This is a genomic window from Aminobacter sp. 01T433 (assembly GCF_056398585.1).
The window spans coordinates 20,578-39,777 of sequence record NZ_JBFTPR010000005.1 but is presented as its reverse complement, the minus strand read 5'-3'; the positions used below and the strand labels follow the sequence as shown (position 1 = coordinate 39,777).

The window sequence follows — 19,200 nt, the reverse complement described above, 5'->3', positions numbered from 1 at the left end:
CACAAATCGTTCCCGTTGAAGCAAGGAGAGCAAGAAAGATGGATCAGAACGCAAGCAAGGCACAACGCGTCTACAGAGTCGACAGGTTCGCGGTCCCCGATCAGGCGCGCGCCGAATTTCTCGGCAAGGTCCAGCAGACGCACGAACTGCTGAGGGTGCAGCCGGGCTTCCTGCAGGACATGCTGCTGGAGCAGCCGTCAGTGCCAGGCGAACTCAACGTCATCACGATCGTCGAGTGGGAAAGCGAGGCCGCAATCGCGCCGGCCAAGGCGAAGGTCCAGGCCATGCACGCTGAAGCGAATTTCAACCCGCAGGAGTTGATCGCGCGGCTCGGCATCAAGGCCGACATCGCCAACTACAGGCACATCTAGAGCCCAGAAACAGCAACGGCGACCCGTTAGGTCGCCGCTGATTTTTTCAAGCCTGCCTGCGATCAGGCAAATGTGCCGTGGCAGTGCTTGTATTTCTTGCCCGAGCCGCAAGGGCAGGCTTCGTTGCGTGAAACCTTGCCCCAGGTCGAGGGGTTGTTGGGGTCGCGGTCTTCGGCAGCGACAACGCGAGTATCTTCCAGCACGGCAACCGAGCCTTCGCCGAAATCGTCCTCGCCGGTCGTGCCGTCGATATGATGACCGAACATTTCAGGCGCTTCGGGCGGCGGGGCATCGGCGGCCTGGCGCACCAGTTCGACGCGCATCAGCTGCGCGGTGACTGCCTGGCGCAGATTGCCAAGCATCGCCTGGAACAGTTCGAAGGCCTCGCCCTTGTATTCGTTGAGCGGATCGCGCTGGGCGTAACCACGGAAACCCACGACCGAGCGCAAATGGTCGAGATTGACCAGATGCTCGCGCCACAGATGGTCGATGGTCTGCAGCACGACCGAGCGTTCCACATAGGTCATGACGTCGGGACCGAAGCGCTCGGCGCGGTCGGCTGCTGCCTTGTTGACCTCTGTGGTGATGCGCTCGCGGATGTCTTCGTCGGCGATGCCCTCTTCCTTGGCCCATTCTTCGATCGGCAGGTCGAGGTTGAGATACTGGATCACGCCTTCCTTGAGGCCGGTGACATCCCACTGCTCGGCATAGGCCGTCTCGGGAATGTGCTTGGTGACGAGATCGTCGATCACGTCCTGGCGCATTTCGCCGACGATCTCGGTCAGGCTTGTCGCGTCCATAAGCTCGAGGCGCTGCTCGAACACCACCTTGCGCTGGTCGTTCTGGACGTCGTCGTATTTGAGCAGGTTCTTGCGAATGTCGAAGTTGCGCGCCTCGACCTTCTTCTGGGCCTTCTCCAGCGCCTTGTTGATCCAGGGGTGGATGATGGCCTCGTCGTCCTTGAGGCCGAGCTTCTGCAGCATGCCGTCCATGCGTTCGGAGCCGAAGATGCGCATCAAATCGTCCTGCAGCGACAGGAAGAATTTCGACCGGCCCGGATCGCCCTGGCGGCCGGAACGGCCACGCAGCTGGTTGTCGATGCGGCGGCTTTCATGGCGTTCGGTGGCAAGTACGTAGAGGCCGCCGGCGGCGAGCGCCTTTTCCTTGAGGCGGGCCACATCCTCGCGGATCGCCTTTTCCTTGGCGTCGCGCTCGGGGCCGGCCGGCATGTCGGACAGCTCCTCGGCAATGCGCATGTCGGCGTTGCCGCCGAGCTGGATGTCGGTGCCGCGGCCGGCCATGTTGGTGGCGATGGTGATGGCACCCGGCTTGCCGGCCTGGGCGACGATCGACGCTTCGCGTTCGTGGTGGCGGGCGTTCAGCACTTCAAAATTCTTGAAGCCATCCTTGCGCAGCCGCTCGGCGAGCTGCTCTGACTTCTCGATCGAGGTCGTGCCGACCAGGGTCGGCTGACCCTTGGCGTTGGCTTCCTTGATCTCGCGGACGATCGCCTTGTATTTCTCCTCGACCGTCCGATAGACCTCGTCGTCCTCGTCGAGGCGCCTGACGGGAACGTTGGTGGGAACTTCGGTGACGTCGAGATTGTAGATGTTGCCGAACTCTTCCGCTTCCGTCAGCGCCGTGCCGGTCATGCCGGCGAGCTTTTCGTACATGCGGAAATAGTTCTGGAAGGTGACCGACGCCAGCGTCTGGTTTTCCGGCTGGATCGCCACGTGTTCCTTGGCTTCGAGTGCCTGGTGCAGGCCTTCGGAGAAACGGCGACCCGGCATCATGCGGCCGGTGAACTCGTCGATGATGACGATTTCGTTGTCCTTGACGATGTAGTCCTTGTCCTTCTGGAACAGGCGGTGCGCCTTGAGCGCGTTGTTGACGTGGTGAACCAGGGCAACGTTTTCGATGTCGTAGAGCGACTCACCCTTGAGCAGCCCTGCATCGCGCAGCATGTTCTCCATCTTCTCGGTGCCTTCTTCGGTGAAGATGGCGGTCTTCTGCTTCTCGTCGACTTCGTAGTCCGACGGAATCAGGTTGAGAAGGAAGGCGTCAACGGTATTGTACATTTCCGAACGGTCTTCGAGCGGACCGGAAATGATCAGCGGCGTACGGGCTTCGTCGACCAGGATCGAGTCGACTTCGTCGACGATCGCAAAGAAGTGACCGCGCTGCACCATCTGGGCGCGCTCATACTTCATGTTGTCGCGCAGATAGTCGAAGCCGAGTTCGTTGTTGGTGGCGTAGGTGATGTCGCAGGCATAGGCCGCGCGGCGCTCTTCGTCGGACAAGCCGTGGACGACGATGCCGACCGAAAGGCCGAGGAATTTGTACAGCCGGCCCATCCATTCGGCGTCGCGGCTGGCGAGGTAGTCGTTGACGGTAACGACGTGCACGCCCTTGCCGGTCAAGGCATTGAGATAGACGGGCAAGGTGGCGACCAGCGTCTTGCCTTCACCGGTACGCATCTCGGCGATGCCGCGACCGTGCAGCACCATGCCGCCGATCATCTGGACGTCGAAGGGACGCATGCCAAGCGCGCGCTTGGCACCTTCGCGCACTGTGGCGAATGCCGGGATCAGCAGGTCATCGAGGGAGGCGCCGTTGGCGATATCCTGGCGGAACTGCTCGGTCCGCGCCCGAAGCTGGTCGTCGGTCAGCGCCTGCAGTTCATTTTCCATTGCGTTTATCGCTTCCACCCGGGGCCGGGTCGACTTGACGCGGCGGTCGTTGGAGGAACCGAAAATCTTACGGGCGAGACCGCCGAGACTGACCATCAAGTGGCCCTTTCAATTCGAATGAAGCCGACTGTCCGCCGGCCGAACCTGCCGGGGATAGCGCGGTGGCAGGTTCAACACGAAAAGCGCCCGGAAAACGGTTCTGGACGCGAAGACGATGGACAGATAAGAGGGGGCACAACTTATGTCAACGTCGCAGAGAGCCTGCCGAAGACGCCAAATTCCGCCACATTTAGGTTGATTTGGAAGCGCGGTCATCCCCACCGGAGAGTTTAGATGCCTTTTTCGTTCCGTAGCGCCTCGCTTGCCAGTCTCGGACTCGCAGCCGGTCTCGTGGCGCTGTCGTCGCTGCCACTCGTCGCGCAGGAAGCTGCGCCCGCGGCCCAGACCGCAGCTCCCGCCGCTGCTCCTGTCGATCCGAATGCGATCGTGGCCACCGTCAATGGCGAGAACGTCACCGAAGCCGACATCACCTTGGCCGAGCAGGACCTTGGCCAGCAGTTCGGCAATCTGCCGCCCGAACAGCGCCGTGCCGCAGCTTTGTCGTCGATCATCGAGATCAGGCTGATGGCTGCCGCGGCAGTCGAAAAGGGCCTCGACAAGGACGCCGACTTCCAGCGTCGCCTGGCCTTCCTCGACCAGCGCGCCCTGCATGGCGAACTGGTGGAAAAAGAAGTCGCCGGCAAGATCACCGACGATGAGATCCGCGCCCGCTACGACAAGGAAATCGCTGGCCAGACGCCGGTCAACGAGGTCCATGCCCGCCACATCCTGGTCAAGACCAAGGAAGAGGCCGACGCGATCATCAAGAAGCTCGATGGCGGCGAGGACTTCCAGAAGCTCGCCAACGAAAACACCACCGACCCGAGCGGCAAGACCTCTGGTGGCGATCTCGGCTTCTTCGGCCCCGGCCAGATGGTGCCGGAATTCGAAAAGGCGGCACTCGCCCTTGAAATCGGCGCCTATTCCAAGGAGCCGGTGCAGACCCAGTTCGGCTGGCACATCATCAAGGTCGAAGACAAGCGCGCCCAGCAGCCGCCGGCATTCGACACCGTCAAGGACCAGGTCCGCTCGCTTCTGATCCGCGAGAAATATATCGAGCTGGTCAAGCAGATCCGCGCCGCCGGCAAGGTCGAAGTCACCGACCCGGCGCTGAAGACGGCGATCGACGCCATCGACGCGCAGAAGTAAATTTTCCAGTTCATGCTCAAAGGGCGGCGCCAATGGCGCCGCCCTTTTTGTTTGTCCGATTTTTGAAAAATCGCGACGCGCGGGTAAAATCAGCTGGGCGCTTGGGCCTTAATGCCGTGCACGATCACCCGGATCGCCGCACGCAAGGTCGCATCGTCCTCGTCGAGCCGGTCTGTGAGCAGGTGCACCCAGGCATAGGACGAGACCATGTCGGCGATTTGGGTCGGATCTACATCGGCAGCCACTTCGCCGCGCGCCTTGGCCCGCTCGATGATCTTGCCGGTATTGGCCCTGCGCCCAGCCGCATATTCGGCCAGCGCTTCAGCTGCGGCAGGATCGGATTGGGCCTCGGCCACCAGCGAGCGAAAGATGCCACCCGAGGGTGTTGTGCGCCAATGAGCAAACAGGCTCCTGGCGAAACCGAACAGGTCTTCTTCAATGCTGCCGCTGTCTGGGTAGGCGACATCGCCCTTCTGGCGTTGATAAACCTCGAGAAGCAGGGCCGTCTTGCTCGGCCACCAGCGATAGATCGTCGGCTTGCCGGCGCGCGCGCGGCGCGCGACCGCCTCGATCGAGAATCCGGCATGGCCATTTTCGCGCAGCACGGCTTCCGCCGCCTCAAGGATCGCCTCGGCGCTTTCAGGGCTCCGCCTCGCGCCGATCGATTTCCGCGCGCTGTCTGCTTCAATGCTCATCTCGTTCTCCGGTTCAGCAATAATCCTATACGACCTCTTGACGAAACGAAACGGCCCGTTTTATATAACGAAACGTTTCGTTCCGATGGAGATGGAAATGACTGCTTCTTCAACCCGCTTTTCCCGTCCTCGTTTCGCCCTCATGGTTTTGCTCGGCGTTTATCCGCTGATCACCGCACTTCTCTACGTCATCATGCCTTTGACCAATGGATGGTCGATCTGGCAGCGTACGCTTCTGATCGCCCCGCTGATGGTGGCGACGATAATCTGGGGTCTGATCCCAGCCATCCAGCGCCTGTTCCGAAGCTTCCTTAATCCAGCGGTGCATTGAGGTGGACCACGTCTTCGTGAGGTGAAAACGCCTTGCGAAGCCTCGCGCTATCGGGCAAACGGGGCCTGCATTCACCGTTTCCCGAGCCCGCAGAGGTTCCTCATGTCGACTACCGTTTCCCCGCTCGCACCGAAGAAATACCCCAAGATGCCCGCCATTGAGGGCGTGCGCATCGCGACCGCCGAGGCTGGCATCAAATATAAGGGCCGCACCGACGTGCTCGCCATGGTGTTCGACGAGGGTACTGCGGCGGCAGGCGTGTTCACCCGCTCCAAGTGCCCCTCGGCACCGGTCGACTTCTGCCGGGAGAACCTTACGGGCGGCAAGGCGCGCATCCTGGTGGTCAATTCGGGTAACGCCAACGCCTTCACCGGCAAGAAAGGTCGCGAGACTACCACGCTGACCGGCCAGGCAGCGGCCAAGGCCGCCGGCTGCACGCCAGGCGATGTCTTCTTGGCCTCGACGGGCGTGATCGGCGAGCCGCTCGACGCCGGCAAATTCAGCCACCTGCTGTCCGGCATGGTCAAGGATGCAAGGCCCGACCAGTGGACCGAGGCCGCCAAGGCCATCATGACCACCGACACCTATCCCAAGGTGGTGACGGCGACCGTCAAGCTCGGCGACACAGACGTCACCATCAACGGCATCGCCAAGGGTGCCGGCATGATCGCCCCCGACATGGCGACCATGCTGTCTTTCGTCGCCACTGACGCTCCGATTGCAGCTGAAGTGCTCCAGGACATGCTGTCGCGTGGCACCGCCAGCACCTTCAATGCGGTGACCGTCGACAGCGACACCTCGACTTCCGACACGCTGATGCTGTTTGCCACCGGTGCTGCGGCCAAGCGCGGCGCGCCGAAGATTTCCGATCCCAAGGACGCGCGGCTCGCATCGTTCCGCCGTGCGCTCAACAAGATGCTCAAGACGCTCGCGCTTCAGGTCGTGCGCGACGGCGAAGGCGCGCGCAAGCAGGTCGAAGTCACTGTCACCGGTGCCAAGTCGGCGCGCTCGGCCAAGCGCATCGCGCTGTCCATCGCCAATTCGCCGCTGGTCAAGACAGCGGTGGCCGGCGAAGATGCCAATTGGGGCCGCGTCGTCATGGCCGTCGGCAAGGCCGGCGAGCCGGCCGACCGCGATCTCTTGTCGATCTGGTTCGGCGACAACCGCCTTGCCCACAATGGCGAGCGCGATCCGAGCTATTCGGAAGCGGCGACCTCTGCCTATATGAAGGGCGATGACATCGTCATCCGCGCCGACATTGGTATCGGCCGCGGCAAGGCGACGGTGTGGACCTGCGACTTGACCAAGGAATATGTCGCCATCAACGGCGACTACCGGAGCTGATAGCCCACGTGAACCAGAACCGTCCGTCGCACGAACTCGCAATCGTCCGCCGCTACGAAGCGGCGGGTTTTCGCGCCTGGCCGGCGGCGGCTGTCCACTATGACGGCACCTGGCTGGTCAGGCTGACCGCGGGCCACCCGGCCAAGCGGCTCAATTCGGTCAATCCGCTCGACCCCGCCGACATCCGCAACATTCCCGACCGTATCGCGCGCGCCAGCCGCCGCTTCGAGGCCTATGGTCGGCCGCTCACCTTCCGCATGTCGCCTTTGTCTGGGCCAGCGATCGCTGCCCATCTCGATCGTGAGCACTGGACCACCTTTTCGGAATCGCTGGTCATGCGGCTGTCGCTCGATGATGGCCTCGTCGACCACGCGATGGACCAGATCCCGCTCAAGGACATTGGCCGCTTTGTCAGCGCCTCCATGGCGGTGCACGGCATCGATGCGTCGCTGAGGCCGGGCCTGTCCGAGATCATCGGCGCGATCCAGCCGGAGGCCGGCCTTTTCGTCCTGGAGCAGGACGAGCAGCCGGTAACATCGGTGATCTGCGTCCACGACAACGACCTTGCCGGCCTGTTCGAGATTGCCACCACCCAAGCCGAGCGCGGCAAGGGTTTTGGCCGCCGGCTGATCCTCTCGGCGCTGAAATGGGCGCGCCTGAGGGGTGCCCGTCAGGCCTGGTTGCAGGTCGAGGCCGCCAATGAAGGCGCCATTCGCCTTTATACCAAGATGGGCTTCAAGGAAGTCTATCGTTACCACTATCGCCGCCCGCCGGAGGCCTGATTTGACCGAACAGGGAAAACGCCTGCTCCTGGTGGCGGCTTGCGCGCTGGTGGATGCCGACGGCCGTGTGCTTTTGGCCCAGCGACCTGAAGGCAAGTCGCTGGCTGGCCTGTGGGAATTCCCCGGCGGCAAGGTCGAACAGGGCGAAACGCCCGAGCAAACGATCGTCCGCGAGCTGCTTGAAGAAATCGGTATCGAGACCAAGGCCGCTTGCCTGGCCCCGTTGACCTTTGCCAGCCACACCTATGAAGATTTCCACCTGCTGATGCCGCTTTATGTCTGCCGCCGCTTCTGGGGCATACCCGAGCCGAGGGAGGGCCAGGTGCTGAAGTGGGTGCGGCCGAAGCAGATGCGCGACTACCCGATGCCGCCTGCCGACGAGCCGCTGATTCCATTCCTCATCGATCTGTTGTGATCCGGCCATATTAGCCAGCGTTAAGGCAAAGTTTATCCAATCGTGAAAAATTGAATGGCAGCCGGCGGTGATCGGCTGCGCATCGACACGGCGTTGGGGGGCTTCGCCTATGCAGGCTGATAAGGAGTGGGACCTGATCCGCCCCGAGCGCCAGTCTTCGGCCGTCAGGGCGAGTGCTGGCATCCTGCGTGTCGCGTTGCTGTTTGGCTTTGCCGCAATTGCCCTTGCGCTTATCGCTACGCCTTATCTCGACGGCAAGGCGCGCATGCAGGTCGGGCAGGTGCGGTTCGATGGGCTCGACTACACCCCCACCGGCTCGATTCACCGCAACTCGAGCTATACGCTGCGCCGCAGCGTGCTGCAGCAATCGCCCCAATCGGTTTGCGTCATCTCAGAAAACGGCGCGCGCAGCGGTCAGTGCTGACGACGCTCTAAGTCTTTGAATCTGCACACCGTGCATTTCGAAAATCGATTCCGATGCGCTGGCGGCTTCATCGCACGTTAAGCCTATGCCATTAACCTTTCTTAATCTGTCAAAGCTATGGTTTCTCCAACGAGAGGGGTGGGCGCGACCGATGATCTGGCGATTTCTGAGGGACGAAAAGGGTGCCACGGCGATCGAATACGGGTTGATAGCAACCCTGATCGCGGTGGCCATTGTTGGTAGCTTTGGGCAACTTGCAAGCCAGCTGGAATTCCTTTGGGGCGACAACGACAGCGAGCTTCAAAAAGCGCTGAACAAGTAGTGATTGACGCTACTTCTTGCCTTCCTCGCCAAGCACCTTGGTGAGCGACACCTGTGCTGAACCCGGTTTGAGCGGCTTTTGCTGCGACGGATCAGGCGCCCATCCCGACAGCCAGATGAACGAAAAGCTTGCCCGCACGCGCCCGTCAGGGTCCGAAAAGCGTTCGGCATAAATCTCTGCAGCACGCTGGAACAGCCGCCTTGTCGCCGGCTTGCGCGACCGGTCGGAAAGCGAGCTGGTAACCCCCATCGCCCTGAGATCGGCCATCAGCCCGAACATCGTGTCGTAGCGCACCGTCACCGTATCGACATCGGCGACGGGCAGGGCAAATCCCGCGCGTTGCAACAGCCCGCCGGCATCGCGAACGTCGGTGAAAGGAATGACGCGCGGACTTGCGCCGCCCAAAATTTCCGTTTCCGCCGCAAGCAGGCTCTCGCGCAACTCGACGAGCGTGCCCGCCCCGGCCAGAACGCCAAGAAACAGCCCGTCCGGCTTCAGTGCGCGGCGGATCTGGATCAGCTGGCCCGGGATGTCGTTGGCCTCCTGCAACGCCAACAGCGACACCGCGAGGTCGATGCTGGCCGGTTCCAGCGCGATGGTCTCGGGATCGGAGACGATACCCGGCCCGCCACCGAGAAAGCTCTTGTCGGCCTCGACGCGAACCAGTTCCTTGACCTTGCCGCTGGCAGCGAGCACCGCCATCGCCGCCGGGCTGACCGAGAAAATGGCCGCACCGCGCTCGAATTTGCGCTCGACCGTCGAAAGCCGCTCAGTGAGGTCTTCGGCGGCGCGTGCCATCAGGAAGTCGGCGCCGGCCACTGCTTGTGCCAATGCGCGCCGGCGGTGGGCGATCACGAGGTTGGCGTCGAAAATGGCTTGCACGTCAGGATGTCCTTGTTCGCCGGGTTTCTGTTATGGTCGCCCGACCTCGAACTGTCGTGGCCGATCCGATGCCGGAGATCAAGGGCCTCGCTTTGTCAGTCGCCGCTTGGCCGGCGCGGATGCTGTTTCCGCCGGTATGCGCCGGCTGCCGCCGTCAGGTGACGCAGCCAGGCGCGCTATGCGGCGCTTGCTGGCCAAAACTGCGGTTTCTTGAAAAGCCTTGGTGCGAGGTGATGGGCACGCCGTTCAGCCATGATTTCGGCACAGGCTTCCTTTCCGCCGAGGCAATCGCCGATCCACCGCCTTTTGCCAGGGCGAGGGCCGCCGTCACTTACTCCGGTGTCGCCCGCCGCATGGTGCAGGGCCTGAAGTTCCATGACCGCACCGATCTGGCTCCATGGATGGCGCGCTGGATGCTGCGCGCGGGTGCCGAACTCGTCGCCGACGCGGAGGTCGTGGTGCCGGTACCGCTGCATTGGCGCCGTTTCTTCTGGCGCCAGTTCAACCAGTCGGCGGAGCTTGGCCGCACCATTGCTTCGCTCTCCGGCGTGCCTTTCGCGCCGACCACAGTGCGCCGCGTCAAGCGCACGCGCCAGCAGATCGGCCTTGGCCAGCGCGAGCGCGAAGACAATGTGCGGGCGGCCTTCGCTGTGCCCCTTGAGGCCGAGATCGACATCAGGGGCAGGCGGGTGCTCGTCGTCGATGACGTCTACACCACTGGTGCCACAGTTGCTTCGGTTACCCGCGCGCTCAAGAAAAGCGGGGCGAGTGCCGTCGACGTGCTGACTTTCGCGCGTGTGCTGCCAGGGGACTTCCGGCCCGACGAGGCAGACACTATATAGTCGACCAAGGACAACGGATTTTCGCCATGGTCGATGTGACTATCTATACGCGCATGATGTGCAGCTACTGCACGGCGGCAAAGCGGCTTTTGGAACGCAAGGGCGTTGCATTCACCGAACATGACGCTAGCTTCTCGCCTGAGCTTCGGCAGGAAATGATCACGCGCGCCAATGGCCGCGCGACGTTCCCGCAGATTTTCATCGGCAACACCCATGTCGGTGGTTGTGACGACCTGCATTCGCTCGATGCGCAAGGCAGGCTCGACGACCTTTTGGCAACCGGCGCATAGAACTGAGGACGGACCATGGCGATTTTCAAGGCGGCAGCAGTGCAGATGCGTTCGGGCAAGGAGCCTGAGCGTAACGCACGCGATTTCGAAGCACTGGTCCGCGAGGCAGCTGGCCTCGGTGCCACCTATGTGCAGACGCCCGAAATGACTGGCGCCATCATTGGCGACAAGGATGCGCGGGCCGCGGCCTTCACCTCGGAAGATCGCGACGTGATCGTTGCGAGCGGCCGCAAGCTCGCCGCTGAGCTCGGCATCCACCTGCATGTCGGGTCGACGGCCATCGTGCGCGCCGACGGCAAGCTCGCCAACCGCGCCTTCCTGTTTGGCCCGGATGGCTCGACACTCGCCGTTTACGACAAGATCCACATGTTCGACGTCGATCTCGACAATGGCGAGAGCTGGCGCGAATCCTCGGCCTACGAGCCCGGCACCGAGGCTGTCGTCGCCGACACCTCGCTTGCCAAGATCGGCTTTGCCATCTGCTACGATTTGCGCTTCCCCCAGCTGTTCCGTGCCGAGGCTCTTGCTGGCGCCGAGCTGTTGACCGCTCCCGCTGCATTCACACGCCAGACTGGCCTTGCCCATTGGCATGTGCTGTTGCGCGCGCGCGCCATCGAAAACGGCGCCTTCGTCATCGCTTCGGCCCAGGGTGGCAAGCACGAGGACGGCCGCGAGACCTTCGGTCACTCGCTGATCATCGATCCGTGGGGCCGCATTCTCGCCGAGGCAGCGCATGACGAGCCCGGCGTCATCATAGCCGAGATTGATACGCGTCATTCTGCTGACGCGCGCAAGAAGATCCCGAACCTGAAGAACGCGCGCGAATTCGCCGTGTCGCTTCGCCGAGCCGGCGAGGGGGCGCTCAGAGGAGCCGCATCTTGATCCGCTTTTCGCTTCATTGCGACCATGCGCATGACTTTGAAGGCTGGTTCCGCAGCAACGACGACTTCGAGACCCAGCGCAAGCGCGGTTTTGTCTCTTGCCCCGAATGCGGCTCGCAGAAGATCGAAAAGGCGCTGATGGCGCCTGCCGTCTCGACCTCGCGCAAGCAGGAAAAGGTTGCGCTCGCCATGGGCGAGCAGCAGCGCAAGATGATGGCGGCACTCAAGGAGCTGTCCGAAAAGGTGCGTGAGAACGCCGAAAATGTCGGTGACAAATTCGCCGAAGAAGCGCGCAAGATCCATTTCGGCGAGACCGAAGCGCGAGGCATCTACGGTGCTGCGACCATCGACGAGGCCAAGGGCCTCGCCGAAGACGGCATCGACTTCATGCCGCTCCCGGTATTCCCCGACGACCGGAACTGACGTTCATGGCCGAAGGCGCCGGGGAAATGCTGAAACCTCAGCAGCCAGCGGCTGCCTGCAAGCCCAAATCAGCACGTCCAAGCATCGTCTTTCCGTTCCTGCAGTGGCTGATATCTAAGTCACACCACACGCGCCGTATCGACGGCGTGCAGGTCCTCGCATCGGAGATGGCCAATGTGGAGCGAGTCGAGACTGCCTTAAATCTTATCCGCGATCATGATCCCATTCGCTATAGCCGCCTGATCCGCGACTTGGAGCAGATTTGGGTGTGGGCGATCCCCGGAAGTGTCGGCCGCTTCAGGCACTTAGGCTGGACCTGCGATCTCGACAAGCAATTCGTGGAAACGACAGCACCCGATTTGATTGCCTCGGTCATCGTGCACGAAGCAACCCACGCGCGCTTGTTTCGTATGGGGGTTGGCTACGAGGAGGCCGTCCGGGAACGGGTCGAACAAATCTGCCTGCGCAGAGAATTGGCGTTTGCGCGTAAATTTCCGGATGGGATCGACAGCCATGGGGTCGAGGCCATCCTCCATTCGTTGCCGGACCTGAGTAACGAGGGCTTTGATCGGCGACGTAGCGAAGACTACCGCGCGGTTTTCCTGCGGAATGGCGTGCTAGGGTGGCTGGTCAATTTCGTTATTGTGACAGGCAGTTGGCTGCATCGGCGAAGAGCCAGAAAAAGGAAGTCAGCTGGACCTAGCTGAGCCTGGCTAGGAAGCGGCCACTCGACGCCTGATCCCGAACTTCGCTGCAACGGGAGAGGCGGCCTCAGGCCGCCTTTTCCGCCAGCACCATGTAGTTGACGTCCATGTCGCGGGATTTCTGCCAGCGATCGGAGAGCGGGTTGTAGGTCACCCCGGTGCGGTCGATGGTGGCGAGGCCAGCGCCCACAAGCGCCTTGTCGAGCTCTTCGGGGCGTACCAGCTTGCCGTATTGGTGGGTGCCGCGCGGCAGCCAGCGCAGCACATATTCAGCGCCGACGATGGCAAGGCCGAGGGCCTTGAAGGTGCGGTTGATGGTGGCAACGAACATGATGCCGCCGGGCTTGACCATTTCGCCGCATTTCTTGACGAACAGCTCGACATCGGCGACGTGCTCGACGACTTCCATGTTGAGGATGACGTCGAATTTTTCGCCCGCATCGGCCAGGTCTTCGGCTGTCGTGGCGCGATAATCCACCGTCACGCCGGCTTCGGCCGCATGGATCTTCGCTACTTCGATGTTGGTCGCGGACGCGTCGGCGCCGACAACTTCAGCGCCCAGGCGCGACATTGGCTCGCACAACAGGCCGCCACCGCAGCCGATGTCGAGGATGCGCAAGCCTTCGAATGGCCGCGCGGCGTGGGTGTCGCGGCCAAAGCGTGTCGCGACCTGATCGCGGATATAGCCCAGGCGCACGGGATTGAACTTATGCAGCGGGCGGAACTTGCCGTTGGGGTTCCACCATTCGGCGGCGAGTGCTGAGAACCGCTCGACTTCTCCGGCATCGATGGTCGATGGGCGGGGATCTGGCATTGATGTGGTCTCCTTCGAGCGCAAGGAAGTCGGGTCTGGCGCCCGGATTGTCAAGGCGACAATTTCCGCGCCTTGCGGAAGCTGACGGTTTTGGCTATGCAGGCCGCGCATTCGGCACCGTGCCAAGCATCGGTGTTTTCACTCATTTTCCGGCCCCCTTGGGGCCGGCGTATATGGCAAGGGCATTTCGCTTCTATGGCGCGCATCGTGATGAAATTCGGCGGGACATCCGTCGCCGACATCGCCCGAATCCGCAACGTCGCGCGCCATGTCAAACGTGAGGTTGACGCGGGCCACGAGGTTGCCGTCGTTGTTTCGGCCATGTCCGGCAAGACCAACGAACTGGTCGCCTGGACCCGCGACGCCTCGCCGATGCACGATGCCCGCGAATATGATGCCGTTGTCGCCTCGGGCGAACAGGTGACCGCCGGTCTTTTGGCCCTTGCGCTGCAGAACATCGGCGTCAATGCGCGCTCCTGGCAGGGCTGGCAGATCCCGATCAAGACCGACAACGCCCATGGTGCGGCCCGCATCCTCGACATTGACGGCTCGTTCCTGATCAAGCGTTTCCAGGAAGGCCAGGTTGCTGTCGTCGCCGGCTTCCAGGGCATTGGCCCGGACAATCGCATCTCCACGCTCGGCCGTGGCGGTTCCGACACCTCGGCTGTCGCAATCGCTGCAGCGGTGAAGGCCGATCGTTGCGATATCTACACCGATGTCGATGGGGTCTATACTACCGATCCGCGCATCGAGCCCAAGGCGCGCCGCCTGTCGCGCATCTCGTTTGAAGAAATGCTCGAAATGGCTTCGCTCGGCGCCAAGGTGCTGCAGGTCCGCTCGGTCGAACTCGCCATGGTGCACAAGGTCCGCACCTTCGTGCGTTCTTCCTTCGAGGATCCCGATGCGCCCGGCATGGGGGATTTCCTCAACCCGCCTGGTACTCTCATTTGTGACGAGGATGAAATCGTGGAACAGCAGGTCGTCACCGGAATTGCCTACGCCAAGGACGAAGCTCAGGTCTCGCTGCGCCGTGTCGCTGACCGGCCGGGTGTCGCCGGCGGGATCTTCGGGCCGCTGGCCGAGGCCAACATCAATGTCGACATGATCGTCCAGAACATCTCCGAGGACGGCAAGTTCACCGACATGACCTTCACCGTGCCTTCGGGCGACGTGAACAAGGCACTCGCCGTGCTTGAAAAGATCCGCCCCGACATCGGCTATGACGCGGTCCAGCACGACGAGGGCATGTCCAAGGTGTCGGTCATCGGCATCGGCATGCGCAGCCATGCCGGTGTTGCCGCAACCGCCTTCCAGGCGCTGGCGGCCAAGGGTATCAACATCCGCGCCATCACCACCTCCGAGATCAAGATTTCCATCCTGATCGACGGTCCCTACACGGAACTTGCTGTTCGCACTTTGCATTCCGTCTACGGTCTCGATAAGCAGTAGTATTAGGAGTCGAGCGTCACCGCGTTGCCGGCGTGCAGCATGTGCAGCGCCGGGTCCAAACCATTGGAGACGGTGAATGATACGTGACATGGCCGCTGGGCCGCGCGTACTTCTGAAACGGCTCCGCGAGTTGATGGCGGAGCCCCTCGAGCCACAGGAACGGCTCGATAGGATCGTGCGCGATATCGCCGCCAACATGGTGGCCGAAGTCTGCTCGCTTTATGTGCTGCGCGCCGACTCGGTGCTTGAGCTCTACGCCACCGTCGGTCTGAACCCGAACGCCGTTCACCTTGCGCAATTGCGTCTGGGCCAGGGCCTGGTCGGTACGATCGCGGCGAGTGCGCGCGCGCTCAACCTGTCCAACGCCCAGGAACATCCCGCCTTCGCCTATCTGCCGGAGACGGGCGAGGAGATCTACCACTCCTTCCTCGGCGTTCCGGTGTTGAGGGCAGGGCGCACGCTCGGCGTCCTGGTCGTCCAGAACAAGACCATGCGCCACTACCGCGACGACGAGATCGAGGCGCTCGAAACCACCGCCATGGTCATCGCCGAAATGATCGCATCCGGCGACATCGGCCGCCTGAGCCGTCCTGGCCTTGAACTCGATATGTCGCGCCCGGCGAGCTTCACCGGCATTGCCTTCAACGAAGGTGTGGGCCTTGGCCATGTCGTGCTGCACGAGCCTCGTATCGTCGTCACCAACCTGTTTAACGAAGACAGCGACGAGGAACTGCGCCGGCTTGAGGATTCGCTCGGCTCGCTGCGCCTGTCCATCGACGACATGCTGGAACGCCGCGACGTCGCCTTCGAGGGCGAGCATCGCGAGGTTCTCGAAGCTTATCGCATGTTCGCCAACGATCGCGGCTGGGTGCGGCGGCTCGAAGAGGCGATCCGCAATGGCCTGACGGCTGAAGCTGCCGTCGAAAAAGTGCAAAGCGACATGCGTGCGCGCATGCTGCACATGACCGATCCTTATCTGCGCGAGCGGATGAGCGATTTCGACGATCTCGCCAACCGCCTTTTGCGCCAGCTCATGGGCCGTGGCCCCGAGACGATCGCTGAATCTCTGCCTAAGGACGCCATCATCGTTGCGCGCTCGATGGGAGCTGCCGAACTGCTCGACTATCCGCGCGACAGGCTGCGCGGCCTGGTGCTGGAGGACGGTGCGCCGACCAGCCACGTCGTCATCGTGGCGCGCGCCATGGGCATTCCCGTCGCTGGCCAGATGAAGGGCGCCGTTTCCATGGCGGAAAACGGCGACCCCATCATCGTCGATGGCGTCGAGGGTACGGTCCATCTGCGCCCGCAGGCCGACCTGGAAGCCGCCTACGCCGAAAAAGTGCGCTTCCGCGCCCGCAGGCAGGAGCTCTATCGCGAGCTGCGCAAGAAGCCTTCGCAGTCCAAGGACGGCATCGCTGTCGACCTTTTGATGAATGCCGGCCTTGCCGTCGACCTGCCGCAGCTCGCCGAGGCGGGTGCCGCGGGCATCGGCCTGTTCCGCACCGAGTTGCAGTTCATGGTCGCCTCGACCTTCCCGCGCGCCGAAGCGCAGGAAAAGCTCTACCGCGACGTGCTCGACATCGCGCGCGGTCGTCCCGTCACCTTCCGCACCATCGACATCGGCGGCGACAAGGTACTGCCCTATTTCAAGGGCTCGGGGCAGGACGAAGAAAACCCCGCCCTTGGCTGGCGCGCCATCAGGCTCACGCTCGACCGTCCGGGCCTCTTGCGCACGCAAGTCCGCGCGCTGCTCAAGGCGGCCGGTGGGCGCGAGCTCAAGGTCATGCTGCCGATGGTCACCGAGCTTGGCGAGATCGCCCAGGCACGCGAGATCATCGACCGCGAGGTTAGGCACCTGTCGCGCTTCGCTCACCATCTTCCGACGAGCCTCAAGCTCGGTGCCATGGTCGAAGTGCCGTCGCTGTTGTGGCAGCTCGATGAGCTCATGCAGGCGGTCGATTTCGTTTCGGTCGGCTCCAACGACCTGTTCCAGTTCGTCATGGCCGCCGACCGTGGCAACACGCAGCTTGCCGATCGCTTCGACCCGCTGTCGGTGCCCTTCTTGAGGGTGCTCAAGCAGATCGCCGATGCCGGTTTGCGCAACCACACGCCTGTCACGCTGTGCGGCGAACTTGCCGGCAAGCCGATCTCGGCGATGGCGCTGCTTGGTCTTGGCTACCGTTCGATCTCCATGTCGCCGGCCTCCATCGGGCCGGTCAAGGCCATGCTGACCGAGCTTCCTCTCGGTGAGTTGAAGTCCTTCTTCGACGATAACCTTTCCGGTCCTGCCGCTAGCCTGCCGATGCGCGCGCTGCTTCAGGCCTTTGCGGACGACCGTTCCATACCATTATGATCAGCCTGCCCCATGACCGAATGAACCAAGTCGTCAAGAACTTCGAGATGCTCGAAGCGCAGATGGCTGCCGGGCCTGCGCCCGACGTCTATGTCAAACTCGCGTCGGAATATTCCGACATCCAGGAGCTTGTCGCCAAGATCCGCGAGCTGCGCGGGGCCGAGCAGGAGCTTGCCGATCTCGAGGCGATGCTGTCCGACAAGGGCACCGATGCCGAAATGCGTGCGCTTGCCGAAATGGACAAGCCCGAGGTTAAAGACCGCATCGAGAGCCTCCAGCAGGAAATCCAGATCCTGCTTTTGCCCAAGGACGCAGCCGACGAGCGCAACGCCATCCTCGAAATCCGTGCCGGCACCGGGGGCGACGAGGCGGCATTGTTTGCCGGCGACCTCTACCGCATGTATGAGCGCTACGCGGCCTCGCGTGGCTGGCGCTTCGAAGTGGCGTCCGCCAGCGACGGCGACGCCGGTGGCTTCAAGGAAATCATCGCCACCGTCTCGGGCAAGGGCGTGTTTGCCCATCTGAAATTCGAGTCCGGCGTCCACCGCGTCCAGCGCGTGCCGGCGACCGAAGGCAGTGGCCGTATCCATACCTCCGCTGCGACGGTTGCCGTTTTGCCGGAAGCCGAGGAAGTCGATATCGACATCCGCCCCGAAGACATCCGCATCGACACGATGCGCGCCTCGGGCTCAGGTGGCCAGCACGTCAACACCACCGACTCGGCCGTGCGCATCACCCATTTGCCCACCGGCATCATGGTGGTGCAGGCCGAAAAATCGCAGCACCAGAACCGCGCACGCGCCATGCAGATCCTGCGCGCGCGCCTCTACGACATGGAGCGCAGCCGCGCCGATGAGGAACGTTCGTCATCGCGCAAATCGCAGGTCGGCTCTGGTGACCGCTCAGAGCGCATCCGCACCTACAATTTCCCGCAAGGGCGCCTGACCGACCACCGCATCAACCTGACGCTCTACAAGCTCGACCGGGTGATGATGGGCGAACTCGACGAAGTCATCAACGCGCTGATCTCCGATCATCAGTCCAAGCTTCTGGCTGATATGGGCTCGGATGGCTGAGCGCCCACTCGGCGAACTCCTGCGCCACGCACGCCAGCGGCTCGCCGGCGCGGGCATAACCGACGCGGCCTTTGATTCACGGCTGATCGTCGAACATTTTTCCGGCACGACGCGCACCGATGCGATTTCGTCGCCCGACAGGCTCGTCGGGCAGGTCGCCGAGATCGAAGCAGCACTCGATCGCCGTATCGCAGGCGAACCCGTCCACCGCATCTTGGGTTATCGCGAATTCTACGGCATGCGCCTCAACCTCTCCGCCGAGACGCTGGAGCCGCGCCCCGACACCGAGACGCTGGTCGATGCGGTCTTGCCCTTCGTCCACGAGACTGCGGCGCGCGCGGGCATCTGCCGCATTCTCGATCTCGGCACCGGCACCGGTGCGATTGCGCTCGCGCTGGTCACCCAGGAGCCGAAAGCCGTGGCGATCGGCGTCGACGTTTCCGACGATGCGCTGGCGACCGCGGCGGCCAATGCCGCCCAGCTCGGCGTTGCCGCGCGCTTTTCAGCAAAAAAATCCGACTGGTTTGCTGAGATTCATGGTCTTCACCATTTAATAGTCTCAAATCCTCCCTATATAGCTTCACTAGAGATCGAGGATTTGCAGAACGAGGTTCGCAATTTTGATCCGCGCCGCGCGCTCGACGGCGGCCCGGACGGTCTTGAGCCATACAGAACAATCGCGTCGGGTGCCGCGCGCCATCTTGAAAAAGATGGTCTTGTCGGGCTCGAAATCGGGCACGACCAGCGGCGCGACGTGACTGAGATATTCGAGCAGGCCGGTTACATTTTGTTCGCCCAGCACAAGGACTTGGGTGGCAACGACCGGGTGCTCGTATTCCGGCGCTGACCATGGCCTTTCGGCAC

General features: G+C 62.6%; 21 protein-coding genes. 17 read left to right on the top strand and 4 right to left on the bottom strand.

Annotated features, from left to right (window positions below):
• Positions 1-38 precede the first annotated feature (38 nt).
• On the top strand, positions 39-371 hold the full coding sequence (locus tag AC1DLV_RS09420) for an antibiotic biosynthesis monooxygenase family protein (RefSeq protein ID WP_476799287.1): 333 nt from the start codon (positions 39-41) through the stop codon (positions 369-371).
• A gap of 62 nt (positions 372-433) precedes the next feature.
• Here AC1DLV_RS09420 and secA read toward each other — a convergent pair whose 3' ends face one another.
• A complete protein-coding gene (gene secA / locus AC1DLV_RS09415) occupies positions 434-3,157 on the bottom strand; it encodes a preprotein translocase subunit SecA (RefSeq protein WP_476836156.1) in 2,724 nt (907 codons plus the stop codon).
• Between the two features lie 237 nt (positions 3,158-3,394).
• Between secA and AC1DLV_RS09410 the strand changes: the two genes are divergently transcribed.
• Positions 3,395-4,309, top strand: coding sequence for a peptidylprolyl isomerase (locus AC1DLV_RS09410; protein ID WP_476799285.1), 915 nt, complete (start codon positions 3,395-3,397; stop codon positions 4,307-4,309).
• 89 nt (positions 4,310-4,398) lie between these two features.
• Here AC1DLV_RS09410 and AC1DLV_RS09405 read toward each other — a convergent pair whose 3' ends face one another.
• On the bottom strand, positions 4,399-5,004 hold the full coding sequence (locus tag AC1DLV_RS09405) for a TetR/AcrR family transcriptional regulator (protein ID WP_476799284.1): 606 nt from the start codon (positions 5,002-5,004) through the stop codon (positions 4,399-4,401).
• A 97-nt stretch (positions 5,005-5,101) separates the two neighbouring features.
• Between AC1DLV_RS09405 and AC1DLV_RS09400 the strand changes: the two genes are divergently transcribed.
• The 6 genes from AC1DLV_RS09400 to AC1DLV_RS09375 all read left to right on the top strand — a co-directional run bounded on the left by AC1DLV_RS09400 (position 5,102) and on the right by AC1DLV_RS09375 (position 8,622).
• On the top strand, positions 5,102-5,335 hold the full coding sequence (locus AC1DLV_RS09400; RefSeq protein WP_476799283.1) for a hypothetical protein: 234 nt from the start codon (positions 5,102-5,104) through the stop codon (positions 5,333-5,335).
• 102 nt (positions 5,336-5,437) lie between these two features.
• Positions 5,438-6,679 carry a bifunctional glutamate N-acetyltransferase/amino-acid acetyltransferase ArgJ gene (argJ, locus tag AC1DLV_RS09395; RefSeq protein ID WP_476799282.1) on the top strand — a complete coding sequence of 414 codons (1,242 nt, stop codon included), beginning with the start codon at positions 5,438-5,440 and terminating at the stop codon, positions 6,677-6,679.
• 8 nt (positions 6,680-6,687) lie between these two features.
• Positions 6,688-7,461, top strand: coding sequence for a GNAT family N-acetyltransferase (locus AC1DLV_RS09390; protein WP_476799281.1), 774 nt, complete (start codon positions 6,688-6,690; stop codon positions 7,459-7,461).
• Between the two features lies 1 nt (position 7,462).
• Entirely contained in the window at positions 7,463-7,876 is a 414-nt protein-coding gene (locus tag AC1DLV_RS09385) for a (deoxy)nucleoside triphosphate pyrophosphohydrolase (RefSeq protein WP_476799280.1), read from the top strand.
• A gap of 109 nt (positions 7,877-7,985) precedes the next feature.
• A complete protein-coding gene (locus AC1DLV_RS09380; protein ID WP_476799279.1) occupies positions 7,986-8,300 on the top strand; it encodes a hypothetical protein in 315 nt (104 codons plus the stop codon).
• 151 nt (positions 8,301-8,451) lie between these two features.
• Entirely contained in the window at positions 8,452-8,622 is a 171-nt protein-coding gene (locus tag AC1DLV_RS09375) for a Flp family type IVb pilin (RefSeq protein ID WP_476799278.1), read from the top strand.
• 9 nt (positions 8,623-8,631) lie between these two features.
• Here AC1DLV_RS09375 and AC1DLV_RS09370 read toward each other — a convergent pair whose 3' ends face one another.
• A complete protein-coding gene (locus AC1DLV_RS09370) occupies positions 8,632-9,504 on the bottom strand; it encodes a methyltransferase domain-containing protein (RefSeq protein ID WP_476799277.1) in 873 nt (290 codons plus the stop codon).
• A gap of 56 nt (positions 9,505-9,560) precedes the next feature.
• Here AC1DLV_RS09370 and AC1DLV_RS09365 point away from each other — a divergent pair, with 56 nt between their 5' ends.
• From AC1DLV_RS09365 to AC1DLV_RS09345, 5 genes are read left to right on the top strand one after another with little or no spacing between them, the layout of a single operon-like run.
• Positions 9,561-10,346 carry a ComF family protein gene (locus AC1DLV_RS09365; protein WP_476836168.1) on the top strand — a complete coding sequence of 262 codons (786 nt, stop codon included), beginning with the start codon at positions 9,561-9,563 and terminating at the stop codon, positions 10,344-10,346.
• 26 nt (positions 10,347-10,372) lie between these two features.
• Positions 10,373-10,636, top strand: coding sequence for a glutaredoxin 3 (gene grxC / locus AC1DLV_RS09360; protein ID WP_476799276.1), 264 nt, complete (start codon positions 10,373-10,375; stop codon positions 10,634-10,636).
• Between the two features lie 15 nt (positions 10,637-10,651).
• Positions 10,652-11,518: a carbon-nitrogen hydrolase family protein gene (locus AC1DLV_RS09355; RefSeq protein ID WP_476799275.1), complete on the top strand. Its 867-nt coding sequence runs from the start codon at positions 10,652-10,654 to the stop codon at positions 11,516-11,518.
• Positions 11,515-11,940, top strand: a complete 426-nt coding sequence (locus tag AC1DLV_RS09350) for a DUF1178 family protein (RefSeq protein WP_476799274.1) — start codon at positions 11,515-11,517, stop codon at positions 11,938-11,940. Before AC1DLV_RS09355 ends, AC1DLV_RS09350 begins: the two co-directional genes overlap by 4 nt.
• Before the next feature lie 5 nt (positions 11,941-11,945).
• Positions 11,946-12,647 (top strand): hypothetical protein, encoded by a 702-nt coding sequence (locus AC1DLV_RS09345; protein ID WP_476799273.1) that lies wholly within the window; start codon positions 11,946-11,948, stop codon positions 12,645-12,647.
• 64 nt (positions 12,648-12,711) lie between these two features.
• On the opposite strand, the gene ubiG is transcribed toward AC1DLV_RS09345, so the two are convergent.
• On the bottom strand, positions 12,712-13,458 hold the full coding sequence (ubiG, locus tag AC1DLV_RS09340; protein ID WP_476799272.1) for a bifunctional 2-polyprenyl-6-hydroxyphenol methylase/3-demethylubiquinol 3-O-methyltransferase UbiG: 747 nt from the start codon (positions 13,456-13,458) through the stop codon (positions 12,712-12,714).
• Positions 13,459-13,653: 195 nt separating this feature from the next.
• Between ubiG and AC1DLV_RS09335 the strand changes: the two genes are divergently transcribed.
• The 4 genes from AC1DLV_RS09335 to prmC all read left to right on the top strand — a co-directional run bounded on the left by AC1DLV_RS09335 (position 13,654) and on the right by prmC (position 19,183).
• Complete coding sequence (locus tag AC1DLV_RS09335; RefSeq protein WP_476799271.1) at positions 13,654-14,907, top strand: aspartate kinase; 1,254 nt, start codon at positions 13,654-13,656, stop codon at positions 14,905-14,907.
• Positions 14,908-14,983: 76 nt separating this feature from the next.
• Entirely contained in the window at positions 14,984-17,260 is a 2,277-nt protein-coding gene (gene ptsP, locus AC1DLV_RS09330; protein WP_476836155.1) for a phosphoenolpyruvate--protein phosphotransferase, read from the top strand.
• Positions 17,257-18,336 carry a peptide chain release factor 1 gene (gene prfA / locus AC1DLV_RS09325; protein ID WP_476799269.1) on the top strand — a complete coding sequence of 360 codons (1,080 nt, stop codon included), beginning with the start codon at positions 17,257-17,259 and terminating at the stop codon, positions 18,334-18,336. The genes ptsP and prfA overlap by 4 nt, the downstream gene beginning before the upstream one ends.
• Entirely contained in the window at positions 18,329-19,183 is an 855-nt protein-coding gene (gene prmC / locus AC1DLV_RS09320; protein ID WP_476799268.1) for a peptide chain release factor N(5)-glutamine methyltransferase, read from the top strand. Before prfA ends, prmC begins: the two co-directional genes overlap by 8 nt.
• The last annotated feature ends 17 nt before the right edge of the window (positions 19,184-19,200 follow it).

Coding starts and splice junctions, on each gene's coding strand:
- AC1DLV_RS09420 (WP_476799287.1), top strand. CDS start 39: ATGGATCAGAACGCAAGCAAGGCACAACGCGTCTACAGAGTCGACAGG.
- secA (WP_476836156.1), bottom strand. CDS start 3,157: ATGGTCAGTCTCGGCGGTCTCGCCCGTAAGATTTTCGGTTCCTCCAAC.
- AC1DLV_RS09410 (WP_476799285.1), top strand. CDS start 3,395: ATGCCTTTTTCGTTCCGTAGCGCCTCGCTTGCCAGTCTCGGACTCGCA.
- AC1DLV_RS09405 (WP_476799284.1), bottom strand. CDS start 5,004: ATGAGCATTGAAGCAGACAGCGCGCGGAAATCGATCGGCGCGAGGCGG.
- AC1DLV_RS09400 (WP_476799283.1), top strand. CDS start 5,102: ATGACTGCTTCTTCAACCCGCTTTTCCCGTCCTCGTTTCGCCCTCATG.
- argJ (WP_476799282.1), top strand. CDS start 5,438: ATGTCGACTACCGTTTCCCCGCTCGCACCGAAGAAATACCCCAAGATG.
- AC1DLV_RS09380 (WP_476799279.1), top strand. CDS start 7,986: ATGCAGGCTGATAAGGAGTGGGACCTGATCCGCCCCGAGCGCCAGTCT.
- AC1DLV_RS09375 (WP_476799278.1), top strand. CDS start 8,452: ATGATCTGGCGATTTCTGAGGGACGAAAAGGGTGCCACGGCGATCGAA.
- grxC (WP_476799276.1), top strand. CDS start 10,373: ATGGTCGATGTGACTATCTATACGCGCATGATGTGCAGCTACTGCACG.
- AC1DLV_RS09355 (WP_476799275.1), top strand. CDS start 10,652: ATGGCGATTTTCAAGGCGGCAGCAGTGCAGATGCGTTCGGGCAAGGAG.
- AC1DLV_RS09345 (WP_476799273.1), top strand. CDS start 11,946: ATGGCCGAAGGCGCCGGGGAAATGCTGAAACCTCAGCAGCCAGCGGCT.
- ubiG (WP_476799272.1), bottom strand. CDS start 13,458: ATGCCAGATCCCCGCCCATCGACCATCGATGCCGGAGAAGTCGAGCGG.
- AC1DLV_RS09335 (WP_476799271.1), top strand. CDS start 13,654: ATGGCGCGCATCGTGATGAAATTCGGCGGGACATCCGTCGCCGACATC.
- ptsP (WP_476836155.1), top strand. CDS start 14,984: ATGATACGTGACATGGCCGCTGGGCCGCGCGTACTTCTGAAACGGCTC.
- prfA (WP_476799269.1), top strand. CDS start 17,257: ATGATCAGCCTGCCCCATGACCGAATGAACCAAGTCGTCAAGAACTTC.
- prmC (WP_476799268.1), top strand. CDS start 18,329: ATGGCTGAGCGCCCACTCGGCGAACTCCTGCGCCACGCACGCCAGCGG.